The sequence below is a fragment of the Acidovorax kalamii genome, from assembly GCF_002245625.1.
GTDB lineage: Bacteria > Pseudomonadota > Gammaproteobacteria > Burkholderiales > Burkholderiaceae_C > Acidovorax > Acidovorax kalamii.
Map to the genome: position 1 here is coordinate 111,349 of NZ_NOIG01000005.1, position 18,207 is coordinate 129,555.

20 protein-coding genes are annotated in these 18,207 nt (G+C 62.6%); all 20 read left to right on the plus strand.

Annotated elements, in window-relative coordinates; all coding sequences use genetic code 11:
* The first annotated feature begins 13 nt into the window (after window positions 1–13).
* The 20 genes from CBY09_RS08205 to CBY09_RS24225 all read left to right on the plus strand — a co-directional run bounded on the left by CBY09_RS08205 (window position 14) and on the right by CBY09_RS24225 (window position 18,207).
* On the plus strand, window positions 14–346 hold the full coding sequence (locus CBY09_RS08205) for a hypothetical protein (protein ID WP_133066258.1): 333 nt from the start codon (window positions 14–16) through the stop codon (window positions 344–346).
* Between the two features lie 178 nt (window positions 347–524).
* On the plus strand, window positions 525–857 hold the full coding sequence (locus tag CBY09_RS08210; protein ID WP_240515643.1) for an HNH endonuclease: 333 nt from the start codon (window positions 525–527) through the stop codon (window positions 855–857).
* Between the two features lie 311 nt (window positions 858–1,168).
* A complete protein-coding gene (locus CBY09_RS08215) occupies window positions 1,169–1,384 on the plus strand; it encodes a hypothetical protein (protein WP_094288338.1) in 216 nt (71 codons plus the stop codon).
* Window positions 1,384–3,042 carry a terminase large subunit gene (locus CBY09_RS08220; RefSeq protein ID WP_205734116.1) on the plus strand — a complete coding sequence of 553 codons (1,659 nt, stop codon included), beginning with the start codon at window positions 1,384–1,386 and terminating at the stop codon, window positions 3,040–3,042. Before CBY09_RS08215 ends, CBY09_RS08220 begins: the two co-directional genes overlap by 1 nt.
* Window positions 3,039–3,227 carry a hypothetical protein gene (locus CBY09_RS08225; protein WP_094288342.1) on the plus strand — a complete coding sequence of 63 codons (189 nt, stop codon included), beginning with the start codon at window positions 3,039–3,041 and terminating at the stop codon, window positions 3,225–3,227. The genes CBY09_RS08220 and CBY09_RS08225 overlap by 4 nt, the downstream gene beginning before the upstream one ends.
* Entirely contained in the window at window positions 3,227–4,447 is a 1,221-nt protein-coding gene (locus CBY09_RS08230) for a phage portal protein (RefSeq protein ID WP_094288344.1), read from the plus strand. The genes CBY09_RS08225 and CBY09_RS08230 overlap by 1 nt, the downstream gene beginning before the upstream one ends.
* A 9-nt stretch (window positions 4,448–4,456) precedes the next feature.
* On the plus strand, window positions 4,457–5,107 hold the full coding sequence (locus CBY09_RS08235) for an HK97 family phage prohead protease (RefSeq protein WP_094288346.1): 651 nt from the start codon (window positions 4,457–4,459) through the stop codon (window positions 5,105–5,107).
* A gap of 66 nt (window positions 5,108–5,173) precedes the next feature.
* Window positions 5,174–6,634, plus strand: a complete 1,461-nt coding sequence (locus CBY09_RS08240; RefSeq protein ID WP_094288348.1) for a phage major capsid protein — start codon at window positions 5,174–5,176, stop codon at window positions 6,632–6,634.
* A 56-nt stretch (window positions 6,635–6,690) separates the two neighbouring features.
* Window positions 6,691–7,134 carry a hypothetical protein gene (locus CBY09_RS08245; protein ID WP_133066259.1) on the plus strand — a complete coding sequence of 148 codons (444 nt, stop codon included), beginning with the start codon at window positions 6,691–6,693 and terminating at the stop codon, window positions 7,132–7,134.
* Between the two features lie 49 nt (window positions 7,135–7,183).
* Complete coding sequence (locus CBY09_RS08250; RefSeq protein WP_094288352.1) at window positions 7,184–7,756, plus strand: head-tail connector protein; 573 nt, start codon at window positions 7,184–7,186, stop codon at window positions 7,754–7,756.
* Complete coding sequence (locus CBY09_RS08255) at window positions 7,756–8,073, plus strand: phage head closure protein (protein ID WP_094288354.1); 318 nt, start codon at window positions 7,756–7,758, stop codon at window positions 8,071–8,073. The genes CBY09_RS08250 and CBY09_RS08255 overlap by 1 nt, the downstream gene beginning before the upstream one ends.
* Window positions 8,074–8,092: 19 nt before the next feature.
* Window positions 8,093–8,506, plus strand: coding sequence for an HK97-gp10 family putative phage morphogenesis protein (locus CBY09_RS08260; protein WP_165773883.1), 414 nt, complete (start codon window positions 8,093–8,095; stop codon window positions 8,504–8,506).
* Entirely contained in the window at window positions 8,503–8,856 is a 354-nt protein-coding gene (gene gp17, locus CBY09_RS08265) for a tail completion protein gp17 (protein WP_094288358.1), read from the plus strand. The genes CBY09_RS08260 and gp17 overlap by 4 nt, the downstream gene beginning before the upstream one ends.
* A gap of 133 nt (window positions 8,857–8,989) precedes the next feature.
* A complete protein-coding gene (locus tag CBY09_RS08270) occupies window positions 8,990–9,643 on the plus strand; it encodes a phage tail tube protein (protein WP_094288360.1) in 654 nt (217 codons plus the stop codon).
* Window positions 9,644–9,747: 104 nt separating this feature from the next.
* Window positions 9,748–10,158 carry a phage tail assembly chaperone gene (locus CBY09_RS08275; protein WP_094288362.1) on the plus strand — a complete coding sequence of 137 codons (411 nt, stop codon included), beginning with the start codon at window positions 9,748–9,750 and terminating at the stop codon, window positions 10,156–10,158.
* A gap of 44 nt (window positions 10,159–10,202) precedes the next feature.
* Window positions 10,203–10,487 carry a DUF1799 domain-containing protein gene (locus CBY09_RS08280; RefSeq protein ID WP_094288364.1) on the plus strand — a complete coding sequence of 95 codons (285 nt, stop codon included), beginning with the start codon at window positions 10,203–10,205 and terminating at the stop codon, window positions 10,485–10,487.
* A gap of 64 nt (window positions 10,488–10,551) precedes the next feature.
* Entirely contained in the window at window positions 10,552–15,696 is a 5,145-nt protein-coding gene (locus CBY09_RS08285; RefSeq protein WP_094288366.1) for a phage tail length tape measure family protein, read from the plus strand.
* Window positions 15,693–16,628 carry a hypothetical protein gene (locus CBY09_RS08290; RefSeq protein WP_094288368.1) on the plus strand — a complete coding sequence of 312 codons (936 nt, stop codon included), beginning with the start codon at window positions 15,693–15,695 and terminating at the stop codon, window positions 16,626–16,628. Before CBY09_RS08285 ends, CBY09_RS08290 begins: the two co-directional genes overlap by 4 nt.
* Entirely contained in the window at window positions 16,628–17,302 is a 675-nt protein-coding gene (locus CBY09_RS08295; protein WP_133066260.1) for a hypothetical protein, read from the plus strand. The genes CBY09_RS08290 and CBY09_RS08295 overlap by 1 nt, the downstream gene beginning before the upstream one ends.
* A gap of 662 nt (window positions 17,303–17,964) precedes the next feature.
* Window positions 17,965–18,207 carry a hypothetical protein gene (locus tag CBY09_RS24225; RefSeq protein WP_133066261.1) on the plus strand — a complete coding sequence of 81 codons (243 nt, stop codon included), beginning with the start codon at window positions 17,965–17,967 and terminating at the stop codon, window positions 18,205–18,207.

The following is an 18,207-nucleotide window of genomic DNA, read 5'->3' on the forward strand; positions in this document are numbered from 1 at the left end:
TCTGGAGAAGTGCATGAAGAGCAAGGAATATGAAGGCGCTGTAGCTTTGGCTGCAGTAGTAGGCGTGTTCGCCGTTGTGGCCCTATCCATTGTGTGGGGCGGCTTCTGGGTGGGCCTCACCCTGTCCGTGCTGTGGGGCTGGTTCGCTGTGCCGCTGTTCGGTCTGCCTGTGCTGACTGTGTGGCAAGCCTACGGGCTGGCCTTGATCGTGCGCGCACTGCAGCGCTACAAGGTGGAAAAGAATGGTGACGGCTTCGGTCTGGCGATGGCCAAGGCCCTGGCGGCGCCTCCATTCATCGCGGGCCTGATGCTGGGCGTTGGGTGGTGTGTGAAGGCATGGTCCTGACCATGGCATCCACACGAACCATCCGCAAGCGCGCACAGAAGAAGGTGTCCGATGGGAATGCTGTGCGCTGGTTTATGAAGGCCGCGAGAGCAAGGCTCAGGGCGAAGCACACATATAGCCTGAAAGCATGCAACTGGCCGGAGTCAATAGCTGCAGCGCTCAGAGAGGTTGACAAACCATGAAGCTCCAGCGCATCCCCAACAGGCTGGCATCGGTAGTCACCACGCGACTGCCCACTCTGCAGATCAAGGCAGGCGCAACCCCGCGCATCCGTGGCGATGCCTGGATGGCAACCCGCCGCCAAGTAATGCAGCGTGACAAGTACACCTGCGCAGGATGCGGCATCGTCCGCATGGATCACGAAGTCGACCACCGCGTGCCATTGGAGCAAGGCGGAACGAACGACCTGGAGAATCTTCAGCTGTTGTGTGCCTGGTTCGACGCAAACGGCGTCAAGCAGGGCTGCCACGCGGCGAAGACCAAGGCCGAGGCCAAGGATCGGGCGGGCTGAGACGAAGGGGAGGGGGGGTGTCGAATCTCTGGAGGATGAGGTCGGCCGAAACCCCGCCGTTTCCCACGCGGACAAAAAACCGCCCTGTATGAATCCATCGACAGGGGAAATCAAAAAATCAAAGGAATCAAATGCCCCGTGGTGGTAGCCGTCCCGGTGCTGGCCGGAAGCGGAAAACCACCGCTGAGGCTCCAGCAAGTGCTCCGGTAGTCGATGCGCAAGGCTTCAAGACTGCAGCCGCGCCAGAGAACTGGCCGTTCGGGAAAGCGCCTGTCGCCCCGCCGCCACCAGAGCCGGATCTGTCTGGCCTGATGCCACTGGACTTCCTGCTGCAGATCATGCGGGACCAGGACGAGGACAAGGGACGGCGTATGCAGGCGGCGACCTTGGCCGCGCCTTACTGCCACGCCAAGAAGGGTGAGGGCGGCAAGAAGGAAGAAAAGGCAGCCGCTGCAAAGACGGTGGCCAGCAAGTTCGCTACGGCCACGCCTCCAAAGCTGGTTGCGGCTGGCGGTAAGAAGGTCTGATGCCCGAGTGGTCAACAAGCTGCCCTGACTGGGCGGCGCGGCTTCGCGCGGGCGAATCGATCATCCCGCCGCCGATCTTCCCGGAGCAGGCAAAGCAGGCGCTGGGGATTTTCAAGCAGCTGAAGATCGTGGACGCCCCGGGAAGCCCGACCTTTGGCGAGTCGTGCGCCGAATGGGTGTTCGACCTGGTGCGCTCGATCTTCGGGGCCTACGACGCGGATAGCGGGCGGCGGCTGATCACCGAGTGGTTCATCCTCATCCCGAAGAAGAACAGCAAGAGCACCATCGCAGCCGGGATCATGATGACGGCGGTCATTCTGAACTGGCGCCAGTCGGCCGAGTTCTCCGTCCTGGCCCCCACGGTGGAGGTTGCGAACAACGCATTCGCCCCGGCTCGTGACATGGTGCAGAAGGATGAAGACCTCGAAGTCCTGATGCATGTGCAGACGCACATCAAGACCATCACCCACCGCGAGAGCGGGGCGGCCTTGAAGGTGCTGGCTGCGGACCAGAACACGGTCGGCGGGAAGAAGTCGGTCGGCACCCTGGTGGACGAGCTCCATCTGTTCGGCAAGATGGCCAGCGCCGAGAACATGTTCCGGGAAGCCCTGGGCGGCTTGGCATCGCGGCCCGAGGGATTCGTGATCTGGCTGACCACGCAGTCGGACGAGCCTCCTGCAGGCGTGTTCAAGCAGAAGCTGGACTACGCCCGCGACGTGCGGGACGGAAAGATCATCGACCCCGGCTTCGTGCCGGTGATCTTCGAGCACCCGCCCGAGATGGTGGCGAACGGCGACTGCCTGAAGCTGGAAAACATGGCCATGGTGAACCCCAACATGGGGTTCTCGGTGGACCAGGCATTTCTTGAGCGCGAGTTCAAGAAGGCCGAATTGGCTGGTGGTGACTCGTTCCGAGGCTTCATGGCGAAGCACGCCAACGTCGAAATCGGCCTGAACCTGCGCAGCGACCGCTGGGCTGGTGCCGACTTCTGGGAGGCCCAGGCCAAGGCTCCAGGGTTGACGCTCGACCAGCTGCTCGACCGCTCCGAAGTGGTCGATGTCGGGATTGACGGCGGCGGCCTGGACGACTTGTTGGGCCTGGCCGTAGTGGGCCGGGACAAAGACACGCGCGAGTGGCTGACCTGGACCCATGCATGGGCGCATCCCTCCGTGCTGGAGCGACGCAAGCAAGAGGCCGCCCGGTTTCATGACTTCGCCAAAGAAGGCAACCTGACGCTGGTACAGAACATCGGCGAGGACGTGGAAGACGTGGCCGGGATCTGCGCCCTGATCGAGGCGCGGGGCCTGCTGGACAAGATCGGATGCGACCCGGCCGGGCTAGGAGGCATCGTGGACGCCCTGGCAGAGGCCGGGATCCCCGAAGAGAAGCTGATCGGCGTGTCCCAGGGCTGGAAGCTCACGGGCGCCATCAAGACGGCAGAGCGCAAGCTGGCCGAAGGCGTCATGGTGCACGGTGGCCAGCCCCTCATGGCCTGGTGCGTGGGCAATGCAAAGGTGGAGCCGCGAGGCAACGCCGTGATCATCACGAAACAGGCGGCAGGGTCCGCCAAGATCGACCCGCTGATGGCGCTTTTCAACGCTGTCACCCTCATGTCGCTGAACCCAGCGTCTGAAAAATCCTTCTGGGAAACCGCATGACCATCAAAGACAAATTGCAGACCGCTGCGAGCGCGGCGGCAGGCCTTTTGCCTGATGCGCTCATGCTGGCCGGTGCGGGTGGCATCTCTTATGGTGCCTGGCTGGTGTACGTGCCCGCAGGGTACGTGGTGGGCGGCTTGTTCGCCCTGGCTGCTGGCGTGGTGCTGGCGCGAGGTGCCAAGTAATGGGGTTCCTGGCGCGCGCGGTGGCCGAGCAGAAATCCACGGACCCGCTGGCCGTATGGGCGGAGATGCTGCGCGCAGGCCGGTCTTCCATGGCTGGACCGACGATCACGCTGGAAAACGCGCTCAAGGTGGCGACCATGTTCGCCTGCCTGCGTGTTTTGTCGCAGGGCGTGGCCCAGGTGCCCCTGAAGGTGTTTCGCGAGGTGGAGCAGGGCGGTCTGAAGAAGATCGAGGCCGCCAAAGACCACCGCCTGTACGACCTTCTGGCCTTTGCGCCCAACGACTGGACCACTTCATTCGAGTTTCGCGAAACGCAAACGATTCACGCTGCGCTGGGGAACTCCTACGCCTTCATCAACCGCACTGTAGGCGGCATTTCTGAGCTGATTTTGCTCAACCCTGGACGGGTGAAGAAGACGCAGAAGCCCGATTACAGGGTGGTTTTCGAGGTCACAGGCGAAACTGGGGCCGTGCAAGAGTTCCCAGCCGAGGCAATTTGGCACGTTCGCGGCCCATCGTGGGACGGATTGCTCGGTTTGGACGTTCTGAGCCTGGCGCGTGAGGCCCTGGGTCTGGCCATCGCTACCGAAGAGTCTCATGCAAAGCTGCACGCAAAGGGTGTGCGCACATCTGGCACGTATTCGGTGGAGGGCAAGCTCAACAAGGAGCAGTACGCGGCCCTGAAAGCCTGGATCTTGGCCGAGAACGCAGGCGCAGATAACGCAGGCGTGCCGATGATCCTCGACAACGGCGCGAAGTGGATCTCCGGCGCGCTTTCTGGCGTTGATGCCCAGCACCTTGAGACGCGCAAGCACCAGATCGAAGAAGTTTGCCGGTTCATGGGCGTTCACCCGCAGAAGGTGTTCCACAGCGACAAAACCAGCACCTACGCCAGTGCCGAAGAGTTCTCCAATGCGCACCGCGAAGATACCTTAGCCCCTTGGTACATGCGGATTGAGCAATCTGCTGACCTGCACCTGCTGACCCGCGCGGAGCGCCGAAAAGGGGTGTATTGCAAGCACGTCGCCAATGCCCTCATGCGTGCGTCCGCAAAGGACCGGGCGGACTACTACGCCAAAGCCCTTGGTTCCGGCGGGCATCCTGGCTGGATGACCCCCGACCAGGTGCGCGAACTGGAAGAAATGAACCCCATGGGTGGCGAAGCCGCAAAACTGCCGCCTGGCAGCAGCGCTCAACCACCCGCAGCGCCTACGGCCTGAAAGGAAACCATGACAACCAAGACACTCGACTTTGACTGCGAGCTCAAAGCCACGGGCGACACTGGGACCTTCGAAGGCTACGGCTCAGTTTTCAACATCACAGACCGTGGCGGCGACATCGTTGCGGCAGGGGCTTTCGCTGAAACCCTGGCAGCAGCAAAAGCGGCAGGCCGCCTGCCAGCCATGCTGTGGCAACACCGCCAGGCAGAGCCCATCGGTGTCTATACAGAAATGGAAGAAGACGCCATTGGCCTGAAGGTCAAGGGAAAGCTGGCATTGAAGACGGCGCGCGGCGCCGAGGCCTACGAGCTGATGAAGATGGGGGCAATCAGCGGCCTCTCTATCGGCTACCGCGTGCGCGATGACAGCTGGGACCGTGTTACCGGCGTTCGCACCATCAAAAAGGCTGACCTGCACGAACTTTCGCTGGTCACCATGCCCATGAATGACGCTTCGCGCGTCTCGGCCGTCAAGACCATCGAAGAGCTTGACAGCCTGTCCGAAATCGAGCGCCACCTGCGTGATGTTTGTGGCTTGTCGAAGAGCGAGGCAACCGCCATGGTTTCCCGCATTAAGAGCGTCAGCCGGAGTGATTCCGGGGATCGCGAACCGCTGGCCGCAGATTTTGCGGCTTCCCTGAAAGCCCGCGCCGTCTTCTGACCAAGCGCAATCCCCGTAACAGCCGCCCATTGAGGCGGTTTTTTCATTTCCGAAAGGCAAAACATCATGCAATTCACTCGAAAAAATCTGACGACCGGCTTCTTGCTTGTTGTCGCCGTGCTGGCGCTGTTCGCAGTCGCCGGTCATCCCTTGATCTCGCCCGAGGCCATCGCTGGCTTGGGCATGATTCCCGTCGCCATGAGCGGCGAAGTCACGCTGCTGGAGGTCAAGAGCATTCTTGAAGGCCAGGGCAAGGCCTTCGACGAATTCAAGAAGGCGAACGACGAGCTGATCAAGGCCAAAGCAGACGGTAAAGCCGTTGGCGACCTGGAAGCCAAAGTGGCCAAGCTCAGCGACGAACTGGACAAGTTCGATGAGCTGAAGGCTGTCATTGACGACCTGCAGAAGAAGGCAAATCGCCCTCAAAACGATATCGAAGCCAAGTCCGCCGCCGACCTGGCAGAGGAAACCAAGAACTTCAACATCGCACTGCGCGCCGACTTCCAGATGAAGGGCAAGAGCCACCCAGGCGATCTGTCCGTGGAAGCGTACACGCAGTACAAGTCGGCCTTCTTCAAGCTGGCCGTGGGTGCCACGCTCGAAAGCCTGACCGCCGACGAGCGCAAGGCCATGTCTGCCGGTTCCGACCCAGACGGCGGCTACCTGCTGCCTCACGCCACCGCTGGCCGCATGCTGGGCAAGATCTACGAGCAGTCCACCATGCGCCAGCTGGCCGAGGTGCAGACGATCAGCTCGAACGACATCGAAGGCATCCTCGACAACGACGAAGCCAGCGCAGGCTGGGTGTCTGAGCTGGGCTCCCGTCCTGAGACGAACACTCCCACGGTCGGCAAGTGGCGCATCGAAGCCCACGAGATGTACGCAATGCCAAAGGCATCGCAGCGCATCCTGGACGACGCCGCTACCAATGTTGAAGCCTGGCTGGCTGGCAAGATTGCCGACAAGTTCGCCCGCGTCGAAGGCGCAGCGTTCTGGACTGGCGACGGTGTGGGCAAGCCGAAGGGCCTGGCCGCATATGCCACCGCTGCCACGGGCGACGACACCCGCGCATGGGGCACGTTCGAGCACGTTAAGACTGGCGCCAACGGTGACTTCCACACCACCAAGGCCGACCCGCTGCAAGACCTGATCGGCGCGTTCAAGGACCAGTACCTGCAAAACGCATCGTTCGTGATGCGCCGCGAGGTGCGGACCAAGATCCGCAAGATGAAGGAAGCCACCAGTGACCGCTACCTGTGGGAACCATCCCTGCAAGCCGGTCAGCCAGACCGCCTGCTGGGCTACCCCACCCGCATCGATCAGTACATGCCCGCCCTTGGCACTGGCTCGCTGTCGCTGGCTCTCGGTGACTTCAAGCAGGCCTACCTGATCGTGGATCGCATGGGCATCCGCACGCTGCGCGACCCCTACACCGCCAAGCCATGGGTTCTGTTCTACAGCACCAAGCGCACCGGCGGCGGCGCGCAGAACACCGAAGCGCTGAAGTTCCTGAGCTTCTCCGCTTGATATGCCCAGGGCCCGCCAATTGGCGGGCTCCAACCAACCTTCTTGAAAGAAACACCATGACTTCCATGCTCAAAAACGTGAAGGTCACGCCAGTTGCTGCAGCCGCAGTGGCAGCGCAGACCGAAGTTCTGACCAGTGTCCTCGACATGCAGGGCTACGACGGTGTGATGTTCATCGCCCTGCTGGGTGATGTGACCGCAACCAGCGTCCTCACGCTGACCGCCAAGGGCAACACCGCCAGTTCCACCAGCTCGCCCACTCCGGTGACGCAGGTAGCCACCGCCGCCTTCACCGCTGACGCCACGAGCGGCGACGACAAGGCCCTGGTGGTGGATGTGTACGACCCAGCACTCCGCTACGTGTTCGCCAGCCTGACCCGCACCGTGGCCAACGCAGTGGTGAACGGGATCATCGCCATCCAGTACAAGGCCGAGTACCGCCCAACCACCCAGGCCGCCACTGTCATCGCATCGGCCATGGGCCCCGGCGTCGCTGCCTGATGCGTGAAGCGCCTGCCCACGCGGGCGCTTTGCAGATCACAAGGACACCATGATCGTCACCCAAACCACCCCACCGGCCTACCTGCCGTTGACGCTCGCGGAGGCAAAGCTGCACCTGCGCGAGACAGAAACGGCAGAGGACACGCTGATCACGGCGTTCATCGGTGCAGCCGTGGACACCTGCCAGCAGATCACCGGTCGCAGCCTCATGGCCCAGGCGTGGAAGCTGACGGTTGATGACTTCGCCGACGAAATCAAGCTGCCATGGCCCCAAGTGCAGGCCGTGCAGTCGGTGCAGTACAAGGACGCAGACGGCGCAACGCAGACCCTGGCCAGCACGGTGTACGAGCTTGTCGGAAACAAGGTTTGCCTGGTTCCCGGCCAGGAGTGGCCCGCCGTGCGCGGCGGCACTGGCTCTGTGTCGATCAACTACACCGCAGGCTACGGCGCGGGCGATGAGGCTGCCCAGCAGGCCGCCGTTCCCCGAGGCGTTAAGGCGTGGCTGTTGCTGGCGGTGGGCACCCTCTATGCCAACCGCGAGAGCGTGCAAACGGGCGTGTCTGTGGCAGCGCTGCCTGATCGTTTTGCCGACTCGCTGCTCGACCGGTTCAAGGTGTACTGATGCAAGCCGGGCGGCTCAATCGCAGATGCGTCATCCAGGCGCCAGGCACGGCCCAGGACGAACTGGGCCAGCCCATCCCCGGCTGGACAGACGTTGCCACGGTCTGGGCCGACATCCGCATGAAGTCCGGCCTGGAAGCCATCAAGGCGGGCGCCCCGGTGTCGGTGGTGGCCGCGTCGATCCGCATCCGATACCGCGAGGACGTGAATGCGGGCATGCGCGTGGTGCACAACCTGGTCGCCTACGAAATCAAGGCAGTCATGCCGGATGTGTCGGGGCGGAAGTTTCTTGATCTGGCCTGTGAGGTGGTGAACTGATATGGGCATGGGCGTACGCATGAACGTCGCTGCCTTCAAAGAAGGGCTGCGCGCCGAGGTGGACAAGCTGCACGCAGCCAATCGCCCGGCGGCCCAGGCTGGCGCACAGATCATCTACGAGCGCGCGCGCCTCAATGCGCCGGTTTCGGACGAGAGCCACTTTTTCTACATACGCGGCCAGAAGTACGGTCCCTATCCACCAGGGAACTTACGGGACTCAATCTACCAGGTCTACAGCAAAGAGAACAGCTTCAAGGACGTGAGTACGTACCACATCAGCTTCAACAAGACCGAAGCGCCGTACGGGTTCATTGTGCACAACGGCACCAGCAAGACGCCTGCAGACCCATTCATTAGCAAAGCAGTGGTCGAAACACGCGCTGAAGTTCGTACAGCCATCAAGGCGCGCTATCTGGAAGAGGTCAACAAATGAGCATGGAATCGGACCTCTCGACGCTGCTCAAGACGGTGTGCCCGCGCACGTTCCCGGACGTTGCGGACATCGGAACGGCACCGCCGTTCATCGCCTGGCAGCTGCTGGGTGGTGAATCTCTCAGAGCACTGGACAACACCGCCCTCGACAAGCGAAACAGCTATGTGCAGGTGTCCGTTTACAGCCTGACCCGCGCGGAGTCGCTGGCCAAGATCCGAGCGGCGGAAGAGGCGATGTGCGCAAGTCATGCATTCACCTGCACCCCCATGGGTGAGCCGCTGGCCACCTATGAGCCAGACACCAAGCTCTACGGCGCCATACAGCGATTTTCGATCTGGGCCGCGCGATAGCCCACTGAATTAGGCGAAAGCCAACCAAGCAAGCCCCTCCTGGGAAACCGGGCGGGGCTTTTTTCATGCCCATCACGGGCGTCAACCACCGCTGCAAGGCGGTTTTTTTTCGTCCAAACGAAAGGGCCTCACCATGGCACAAGTACCAACCGGCACCACGATCTTCGTGGCTTCTGTTTTCGCATCGGCACTGTCTTTCAGCGCCGCCAGCAACGCCACCGAGTGCGTTCTCACCATGGCCAGCACCACCGGCCTGGCCAACGGCGACTTCGTTGAAGTCTCCAGTGGGTGGGGCCGTCTGAACCTGCGCGCAGCTCGCATCAAGTCCGTGGTCCTGAACACCAGCATCACGCTGGAGGGCATCGACACTACGTCCACGAACTTCTTCCCGCCTGGCTCTGGCGTCGGCACCGTGCGCAAGGTTTCTACCTGGCAGGAAATCACGCTGGTGACGGCTGTTTCCAGCAACGGCGGCGACCCTATCACGGTGGACTACAAGTACCTGGCCTCCGATGTTCGCTACAAGATGAACGACGGGTTCAACGGCACCGACTACACCCTGACCCTGGACGCCGATGCCATCAGCACCGCTGGCTACACGGCCCTGAAGAACCTGACCGACGTGCAAACCAACACCATCCTGCGTGTGGTCACCCGTTCGGGCCAGATCCAGCTGATCCCCGGCACCGTGGCGCTGAACGAGTCCGTGCAGATGAATGACGGCCAGATCAACACCGTGACGGCCGCCATCACCGGCAACAACCGCACCACGCGCTACGCCTCCTGATCCCCGGCGAAAGCCACCCCAGCACCGACGCATCCACGTTCGTTCCTTCGCAGGGACGGCGTGGGTGCGCACGGGCATTTTCAACCCTGCGAAGAAAGACATTCATGGCCAAGATCACTCTGGGCAAGCGCCCCAAGAACTTCAAGAAGACCATCTCCGTGCAGATGCTGGACGGCACCACGGGCACCGTGGAATGCGTGTTCAAGTACCGCACCAAGAAGGAGTACGGCGAGTTCATCGACGGCATCACAGAAGCCGCCCGCGCCTCGGAAAAGGCAAAGGAAACCACCAAGGTCGAAGAGGCCGAGGTGAAGCCGTTCAGCCTGGCCGAGTACCTGGAGAAGTCGGTGGACGCTGGCGCCGACTACATCCTGCAGATCCTCGAAGGCTGGAACCTGGATGTTGAGCTGTCCAAGGAATCCGTCGAAGACCTGGCGAACGAGTACCCCGGCGCAGCAGCGGCCATCATCGAGACATACCGCACCGCAGTCACTGAAGGCCGCCTGGGAAACTGACCGAGGCCGCCCGCGCGGCCTATTTCGAGGAAGAGGAAGGGGCGATGTTCACCGCCGCCGACTACGGCCTCGACGCGGTGGAGGTATGGCCTGAGAACTGGCAGGCATGGGTTCTGTTCTGCCAGGTTTCCACCCAGTGGCGCATGCGCATGCAGTCGTTCATGGGCGGATCGGTAAGCACCCCTTCGGGCCTTGACTACGGCGCCATTTACCCCTTGCTGGACCGCATCGCGTCAAGCACCGCAGAGTGGCTAGAACTCTTTGAAGACATCCAGCTACTGGAGCGCACGGCGCTCGACCAGATGAGCGAGAACCGCTCAGGCAAATAGCCACCTCCGGGTGGCTTTTTCATTTCCTGGCTCGCCTCGGCGGGCCTTTTTCATTTGGGCACCCATGACATCTGACCTGCGAATTCAGGGCGAGGTAGTCGTCAACTCGGAACAGGCCGAAAGCGCCTTCAACCGTGTTGGCGACAAGGCCCAGCAGATGGCCAATGAGGTAGCCACGTCTGCGACAAAGGCAGGCCAGGCCGTTGACAAGATCGGCGACGGCGCGGGCGCCAGTGCAGAGAAGTTCACCCGGGCGGAAAGCCGCATCTCCGCATCGATCAAGCGCGCCACGAACGAGCTGGAGCTGCTGGGCAAAACGGCAAGCCAGCGCCTGGAATTCAACATCAGCGACAAGGGGCTGGACCCCAAGAAGTTCGAGCCCATGCTGCAGCGGCTGCGCGAGGTGGAGCAGCGGGCCCGCGATGCAGAAGCTGCAGCCACCGGCTCACTGAACAACATGGGCATGTCCGCCAGGGCCACTGCAGCGGCGATGCGTGGCGTTCCTGCGCAGTTCCAAGACATCATCGTGTCGCTGCAGGGTGGCCAGGCACCAATGACCGTGCTGCTGCAACAGGGATCGCAACTGTCGGGCATGTTCGGCGGCGCAGGGAATGCCGCAAGGGCTCTCGGCACGTACATCGTCGGCCTGGTCAACCCTCTCACCGTTGCTGCAGCTGCAGTTGCTGGCCTTGGCTTTGCGATGTACTCGCTGAACGGCAAGGACGCAGCGCTGCGCGACCTGTCGGCCCAGCTGATCGGCACCGGCCGCGCGTCGGCTGCTGCTGTTGGCGACATCAAGGCCCTGGTCAACGAGCTGAACACCGTGCCCGGCGTCAGCAAGGCGGCGGCTACGGCCATCATTGGCGAGTTCGCCAAGGTTAGCGGGCTGGGTTCCAGCCTGTTCAAGGGCCTCGGGTCGTCCGTCGCAGACTTCGCCGCCGCTACTGGCACCGATCTTCCGACCGCAGCCAAGAAGCTGGCAGAGGCATTTGCAGATCCAGCGAAGGGTGCGAAGGCTCTGGAGGAAACGCTCGGCACGCTCACGGCCGCGCAGATCCTCACCATCACCAAGATGGCCGAGATGGGCGACAAGTCCGGCGCGCAGGCTGCGCTGCTGGATGCGCTCAAGCAGGCGACCGAAGGGCTCGCAAAGCAGGGCATGACGCCCCTTGGCGAAGCTACCGACAAGATGAGCAACGCGTGGGACAGGCTCACCACGTCTGTGGGCAACTCCAGCGCATTTCGCACCGCCAACGACTGGCTGGCCAAGCTGATCGAGAAGACAGCCGAACTGACTGTGCGCTTGTCACAGATGCAACCCCCTACGTGGCTGAAGTACATGCCGGGGATTGGCCCGGCGATTGGTGCTGCATCACTGTTCGCTGGTCCAGAGGCAAGCAGCGGAGGAAGCCGATCTGTATCCGGGAAGGTTGGCACGGTTGAAGGAGGTGCCACCGGTTCGTGGGGCCCCACATCCCAAGAGATGGAAAGCCAGGTCAAGGCAGCGCTAGACCTCACCAAATCGTATGAGTCCCAATCGGCCGCCATGGAGAAGCTGCGCGGCGTCGCAAAGGTGGCCAAGGACGCGCTGAAAGAGCTTGAAGCCCAGAACCGAGGCAATAGCGTAGAGGCCAAGGAGCTGCGCGAGCGCATCACTGGCGTCAATGAAAAGCTGGCTGAGATGGCCAAGAAGGGGCAGGGCGATGTCAAGGCGGAACAGAACGCCTATGAAACCTTGATCTCCTCCATCCGCGCCAAGATCGAAGAGAACAAGCAGGAGCTGGCCGGCAATCGCGCGCTCACAGACAGTCAGAAGATCCGCATCAAGCTGGACGAGGATTTGGCTGCGGGTCGGCTCAAACTAACGGCCGTCCGCAAAGCTGAGGTATTGCTCGACCTGGAGTCTTTATCGGTCCAAGAGAAGCTCGCGCTAGCCGCAAAAGACGCCCTCAAAGTGGCGCAGACTCGGCAAGCATTGCGCGAGAAAGAAACGGACAGCATCTCCGCCTGGCTGGCTGCGCAAGATGCCGCCGCCTCTGCCGCTCTGGCTTCTGCCCGTGAGCGCACTACTGGTCTGCAGGACGAAGGCCGGGCTCTCGCCCTGTCCACCTCCGCAAACATCAGCCTTGCCGAGGCGGTGGAGCGCGTCGCACAAGCGCGCCTGCTCGAAAAGCAAGCGCAGTTTGTCGAAGGCTCCGAGGGCTACCTGAACATCCAGCGGGAAATTGACGCGCGCAAAGAGCTGCTAGTCCTGATCCGTAGCAACGAAGCGAACAAGAAGTTCATCAGCGACTGGAAAGACTCCGTCTCTGCGTATGAAGACATCTTCCGTCGCGGCTTTGCCGACATGCTGAACAACGGCAAAGACGGCTGGAAGAGCTTCACTCGCTCGCTGGTGACAACGTTCAAGACCAGCGTAGCTGACCAGATTTACAAGATGTTCGCCCAGCCATTCGTGGTGAACATCGTCGGGAACCTGCTGGGCCTGGTTGGAGGCGGTGCGGCACAGGCAGTGGCAGGGGCTGCGTCTGGCGGCTCTGCGCTGGGCACCATTGGCAACGCTGCCAGCGGCCTGTCGGCTCTGACCGGAACGTTCGGCATGGGCCTGCGTGCTGGCCTGTCCGGCTTGTTCGGAGAGGCTGGGCTGGCAGGCACGATCAGCGCAGGCACAACCGCTATCGGTGCTGGCAACATCGCTGGCGGCCTTGGCACGCTGGCGGGTCCGCTTGCCTTGGTCGGCGGTGGTTTACTGGTGCTCAATTCCTTGCTCAAGGACACCAAGGGCGAAACCCGCACCGGCGGCCAGTTCGGCGTGTCGTTCGACGGCACTGTGACCAACCAGCGCCGTGGTGAAACCTACACCTACCAGGGCCAGCAGTTCGACCGCGATTTCTCCAACGGCCAGCGCAACGCGCTGATCGCGGGCCAGGCCTACCGCCTGGAAGGCGACCCGGTGCAGAACGAGCAAGCCATCCGCGATGCGGTGTCGGGCACGGCCAGCGGCATCAATGCTTTCCTGAAGGCGCTGGGCAGCAAGGCCACGCTGACGGGCTTCTCTGCGGGCCTGGAAACCTCCGGCAAGGGCCGGGGCGGTGTGTTCGCGGGCGGCATCTTGTCCGATGGCACGGCCTTTGGCGAGAGCGGCAAGGGCGATAACTACGCGGGCACGCTGTACGAGAAATTCAGCACCAACAGCCCCGATTTCAAGACCGCGCTGGAGAACTTCACGCTCGATCTGAAGCAGTCCACCATCCAGGCGCTGCAGTCCGTCACCGACATCCCGGAGACGGTCAAGAAGATGCTCAAGGGCGTGGACGCCGAGGGTCTGGGCGAAGAGGCTGCCAACGCGCTGCTGGAGTCCATCAACGCCCAGATCGTGGGGGTGCAGAACCTCACCAGCGCGTTCGAGGCCATGGGCCTGGACAAGCTGGCCGACATGGGCTTCGACGCCGCAGCAGGCCTGGCTGCAGCATCGGGCGGTTTCGACAAGCTGCAGAGCAACCTCAACACCTACTACGACAACTTCACGACAGAAGATCAGAAGCGGGCCAATCTGCAAAAGCAACTGGACAAGCAGTTCGCCGCGCTGGGCATCGATGTGCCCAAGAACCGCGAGGAGTTCAGCCGTCTGGTGGAGAGCACGCTGGAGCAGGCAGAGGTGCAGGACAAAACCCGCGCTGCGCTGTCCAAGCAGATCAACGACGCCATCGCGGGCGCTGGCAAAGACGGCTTCACGCTGGCCGACGCCGGTGCGCGCAGCATCGTGTCGGGCATCAACCCGGCACTGCTTGGCAATGCTGAGGCAGACCCCGCGCTCGCTGGAAAGCTTGATGGGTTCCTGAGTGGTGTCAGCGACTTGGCGGGCAAGGGTCTCGACCCGGCTGCATTTCAGGAGGGGTTGAGCGGCTTGATTGCCGTGAACTCCGAGGTGCTCGGCATCGGCAAGGATGCGTCGCAAACAGCAGCAGCCCTCCTGGCTCTCTCGGGCACGTTTGCAGAGCTGAACGAGTCGGCCGACGACGCTGCGGCCCGCATCGCCAAGGAGCAGGCCGACGCCCGCGACAAGGCCCTGCGCGGCCTGGAGCGTGCCATCGCCAAGGAGAAAGAGGCGCTGCAGACGCAGATCGACGTGGCGCAGGACGTGGCCAGCACCATGGGCGGCCTGTTCGACCTGCTCAAGTCCAATGTGCGCGAGCTGTATGGCGAAGTGGACTCCACCCGCGCCATGCTGGCCGTGCAGGGCAACGACTTCATCACGCAAGCGCTGGCAACTGCCCGCACGACCGGCTACCTGCCCGACGAAACCCAACTGGCCGACGCCATCAGCGCGGCGCGCGGTGGGCTGGACTCCAGCGGCTACGCCAGCCAGTTCGAGATGGATCGCGACCGCCTGGTGCTTGCGGGCAAGCTCTCGGAACTGGAAGGACTGACCGGCAAGCAGCTCACCAGCGCCGAGCGCACGGTAAAAGAGCTGGAGGCCCAAAGCGAGCAGCTGAATCAGACGCTCGACTACTGGAAAGAGCAGATCGAGATCGCAAGCGGCACGTATGAAGCCACGCTCAGCGTGGTGGACGCGATCAAGAATCTTGAGGCGTTGATGTTCCCCAAGACGGCTTCCAGTGATAAGGGCAAGGGCTCAGCGGCGGGAAGTGTTGGTGGAATTACCTGGGGCGGCAGCTCCAACGTTTCGGACAAGTACTTCACACCCGGCTCTTACACGGGCGGCACCTTCTACCAAGGGGTGAGCCTGGAGCAAGAACAGCGCCTCGACAAATACGCAGCTGGGTATCACGCCTTTGACGGCACGGGTGACGCAGCGGGCCTGAACAAGTGGATTGCCGACAACAAGCTCACGCCTGAAGACCTTGCGGGCCTGTCTGGCCTGTACGAATCTGACTGGGAGCGTTGGTACAAGGCCAACAACATTCCGGCTTTCGCCGTGGGCACCAACTACGTGCCGCGCGACATGTTGGCCCAGATCCATGAAGGCGAGGCCATCGTTCCCAAGGCCTACAACCCGGCGGCAAATCCTGGCATGAGTGGCAGTGGGCAGACGGAAGCGCTCTTGACTGCGTTGCTGGAGCAGAACGCGCGGATCGAAACCAGGTTGGCCGCAATTGAGGGTCATGCCCAGGACACCAGCCGCGCTACCAATGGAAACCCGATTTCCCCGGTGCCAGTGGCTCTGGTTGAGGACGAAACCGTATGAACATCCTCGTCCCCATCACCATCACCGATGCCATGGTCGGCGCGGGAACCACCATTGCGGAGCCTGCGGCTGGTGAAACTGCGTGGGTATCAGCAGGCAACTATGTGCTGGGCGACCGTCGCATCCGCGCGACCACGCACCGCGTCTACGAATGCGTGCAGCCGCACACCGGCCGCACGGCTCTGCCGGAGGTTGATACGGCCTACTGGCTTGACGCTGGCCCAACGCAGCGCTACGCGCCGTTCGACACCTACACAAGCACGGCGGCCACAGCTACAGCCAGCATCACCTACGTGCTGAGCCCGGGCTATTTCAACGCCATCAGTTTGTACGGCCTCACCGGCGCGCAAATCGTGGTGTCGGTGAAGGACGTTCCGGGCGGCACGGAGATATACCGTTACCCGGCTTCCGGTGCCGCCAGCCTTACCGAGCCACCCACCGGCTGGTACGACTACATGTTCGGCAAGCGCCGCCCCATCCAGAAACTGGTGCTGAGCAATCTGCCCATCCGTCCAACGGCAGAACTGACCATCACCGTCACTGCGGCCACAGGTGTCGCTGTTGGCATCGGAATGATCAATGTGGGCGACCTCACTCCGCTCCTTGGAGATGCGGAATGGGGCGGGGTGACTGGCGGCGCATCGGCAGAGCCCACCAGCTACAGCTATATCAAGACCAACGACGACGGCACCACCACTATCAAACGACGCGGCAAGTCCACAAACCTCCGCGCAACGGTGGTCATTCCGCGCCAGAAGGCAGACGCCGCACTGGCCACGGTGCAGCAAGTGCTCGATGTGCCCGTGTCGTGGATCGCTACTAATTCCCAGGGGTTCGATGGCCTCAACGTCTTCGGCATTGGCAGCTGCTCCATGAGCTACGACAGCTTCGGCATCGCCACCCTGCAGGTCAATGTGAAAGGACTCATCTAATGGCAATCGTTGCCCCAACCCCGGTCGATGCGCTGCCAACGGCGCCAGACCCAAACGACCGCGCGACCTTCGATTCCAGGGCGTATCCGTTCCAGCAGGCACTCAGTGGCGCCTACCGCACGCAGATGAACGCGCTCGCTGACAACGTCAACAACAATGCGACAGAAACGCAATCGCTGGCAAGCGCTGCGGCATCTGCTGCGGCATCAGCTGCCGACGTGCAGGCCGTAGTGCTGGGCGCGGCCAACTTCAAGGGCCTCTGGTCTAGCCTCTCGGGCCCCCTGGCAAAGCCCGCAACCGTCAAGGACAACGGGCGGTTCTGGCTGCTTCTGGATGACCTTGCCGACGTAACAGCAGCCGTCCCTGGCGTGTCTGCGTCGTGGACTGCGCTGGACGCGGGCATTGCCCCCACCCAGTACATCACCAGCAACACCACCGTGGTGCCGGGCGTGCGCTACATCATCGGCGCCGCTGGCATCACGCTCAACATGACTGGCGTCAGCTGGGCCAAGGGGGATTACTTCGGCATCCGCGAGGCCATCGGGGTGGGGACCTACACCATTGACTTCGGTGCAACCAAGGACCGCACGCAGACACGCGGTGTGGTCCTGATCACGGCGGGCTATCGCCAGCTTGATCGCACCTTTGAGGACGCAACGCGAGGGCTAATTTAATGACCACACTCAATTCACTTGACCACATCGGCGGTGGGAACTACGAACGCGTGTACTGTCCCAGTAGCCGCACTGTGCTTGCCCCTTTCACCGGCACGATGCTGGTTCGGGGCATGGGGGCCGCAGGCGGCGGGAGGTCGTCTGCTACAGGCTCCGGCGCAAATGGCGCCACCGTGGCGTTCAAAGAGGTTCAAGTCACCAAGGGCGATCCGGTGGTAGTGACCGTCCCGGCCCCACCAGCGGCCAATACGGACGGCGGAACCCTGACAGTTACTGGCCCCAACGGCCTCAATTTGAGCATCCCAGGCGGTAAAGCAGGGGTCGCCTCGGGCACTCCTGCGGACAACAGCCCACCTACCGGAGCTGATGAGTATTGGCTCGGCGGGCTAGGTGGTCCGTCTGGCACGGGGCCTGGCGGCGGCGGTAGCGCTCCTCTTCTTAACGGCGTGCCGAAGGGTAAACAAGGCGGGCAAAGTGGCTTCGCAAACGTCGGAGCTGGTGGGGCAGGTGTGGATGGTGTAGGAGGTGCCCCCGCAAGCTCTAGCCGTAGTGGCGGTGGCGGCGGGTCTGGGGGGCCTGGCACAGGGACTGAGCCCGGCCCTAACGTTGCGGGCGACTTCGGCGTAACGGCGCCAGCTCTCACGGACGAAAACCACTGTCGCTTGCTCGTCAACGTATCAGAAGAGGGCGGCGCGACGATTGATGGCGGAACCGGGTTCGACGGCAAGCGAGGGGGCGGTGGTGGCGGCGGCCTGGGGGGGCCGGGAGGTAAGGGCGGTTTTGGTGGCGGCGGTGGCGGCGGCAGCAACGGCGGGCGCGGTGGGCGCGGCGGTGGCGGCGGTGCGGGCGCTACCGGCGGGCAGGGTGGTGCAGGTTTCGTTACGCTCGAATTCAAGGGGGATTGA

Coding starts and splice junctions, on each gene's coding strand:
- CBY09_RS08205 (WP_133066258.1), top strand. CDS start 14: ATGAAGAGCAAGGAATATGAAGGCGCTGTAGCTTTGGCTGCAGTAGTA.
- CBY09_RS08210 (WP_240515643.1), top strand. CDS start 525: ATGAAGCTCCAGCGCATCCCCAACAGGCTGGCATCGGTAGTCACCACG.
- CBY09_RS08215 (WP_094288338.1), top strand. CDS start 1,169: ATGCCACTGGACTTCCTGCTGCAGATCATGCGGGACCAGGACGAGGAC.
- CBY09_RS08220 (WP_205734116.1), top strand. CDS start 1,384: ATGCCCGAGTGGTCAACAAGCTGCCCTGACTGGGCGGCGCGGCTTCGC.
- CBY09_RS08225 (WP_094288342.1), top strand. CDS start 3,039: ATGACCATCAAAGACAAATTGCAGACCGCTGCGAGCGCGGCGGCAGGC.
- CBY09_RS08230 (WP_094288344.1), top strand. CDS start 3,227: ATGGGGTTCCTGGCGCGCGCGGTGGCCGAGCAGAAATCCACGGACCCG.
- CBY09_RS08235 (WP_094288346.1), top strand. CDS start 4,457: ATGACAACCAAGACACTCGACTTTGACTGCGAGCTCAAAGCCACGGGC.
- CBY09_RS08240 (WP_094288348.1), top strand. CDS start 5,174: ATGCAATTCACTCGAAAAAATCTGACGACCGGCTTCTTGCTTGTTGTC.
- CBY09_RS08245 (WP_133066259.1), top strand. CDS start 6,691: ATGACTTCCATGCTCAAAAACGTGAAGGTCACGCCAGTTGCTGCAGCC.
- CBY09_RS08250 (WP_094288352.1), top strand. CDS start 7,184: ATGATCGTCACCCAAACCACCCCACCGGCCTACCTGCCGTTGACGCTC.
- CBY09_RS08255 (WP_094288354.1), top strand. CDS start 7,756: ATGCAAGCCGGGCGGCTCAATCGCAGATGCGTCATCCAGGCGCCAGGC.
- CBY09_RS08260 (WP_165773883.1), top strand. CDS start 8,093: ATGAACGTCGCTGCCTTCAAAGAAGGGCTGCGCGCCGAGGTGGACAAG.
- gp17 (WP_094288358.1), top strand. CDS start 8,503: ATGAGCATGGAATCGGACCTCTCGACGCTGCTCAAGACGGTGTGCCCG.
- CBY09_RS08270 (WP_094288360.1), top strand. CDS start 8,990: ATGGCACAAGTACCAACCGGCACCACGATCTTCGTGGCTTCTGTTTTC.
- CBY09_RS08275 (WP_094288362.1), top strand. CDS start 9,748: ATGGCCAAGATCACTCTGGGCAAGCGCCCCAAGAACTTCAAGAAGACC.
- CBY09_RS08280 (WP_094288364.1), top strand. CDS start 10,203: ATGTTCACCGCCGCCGACTACGGCCTCGACGCGGTGGAGGTATGGCCT.
- CBY09_RS08285 (WP_094288366.1), top strand. CDS start 10,552: ATGACATCTGACCTGCGAATTCAGGGCGAGGTAGTCGTCAACTCGGAA.
- CBY09_RS08290 (WP_094288368.1), top strand. CDS start 15,693: ATGAACATCCTCGTCCCCATCACCATCACCGATGCCATGGTCGGCGCG.
- CBY09_RS08295 (WP_133066260.1), top strand. CDS start 16,628: ATGGCAATCGTTGCCCCAACCCCGGTCGATGCGCTGCCAACGGCGCCA.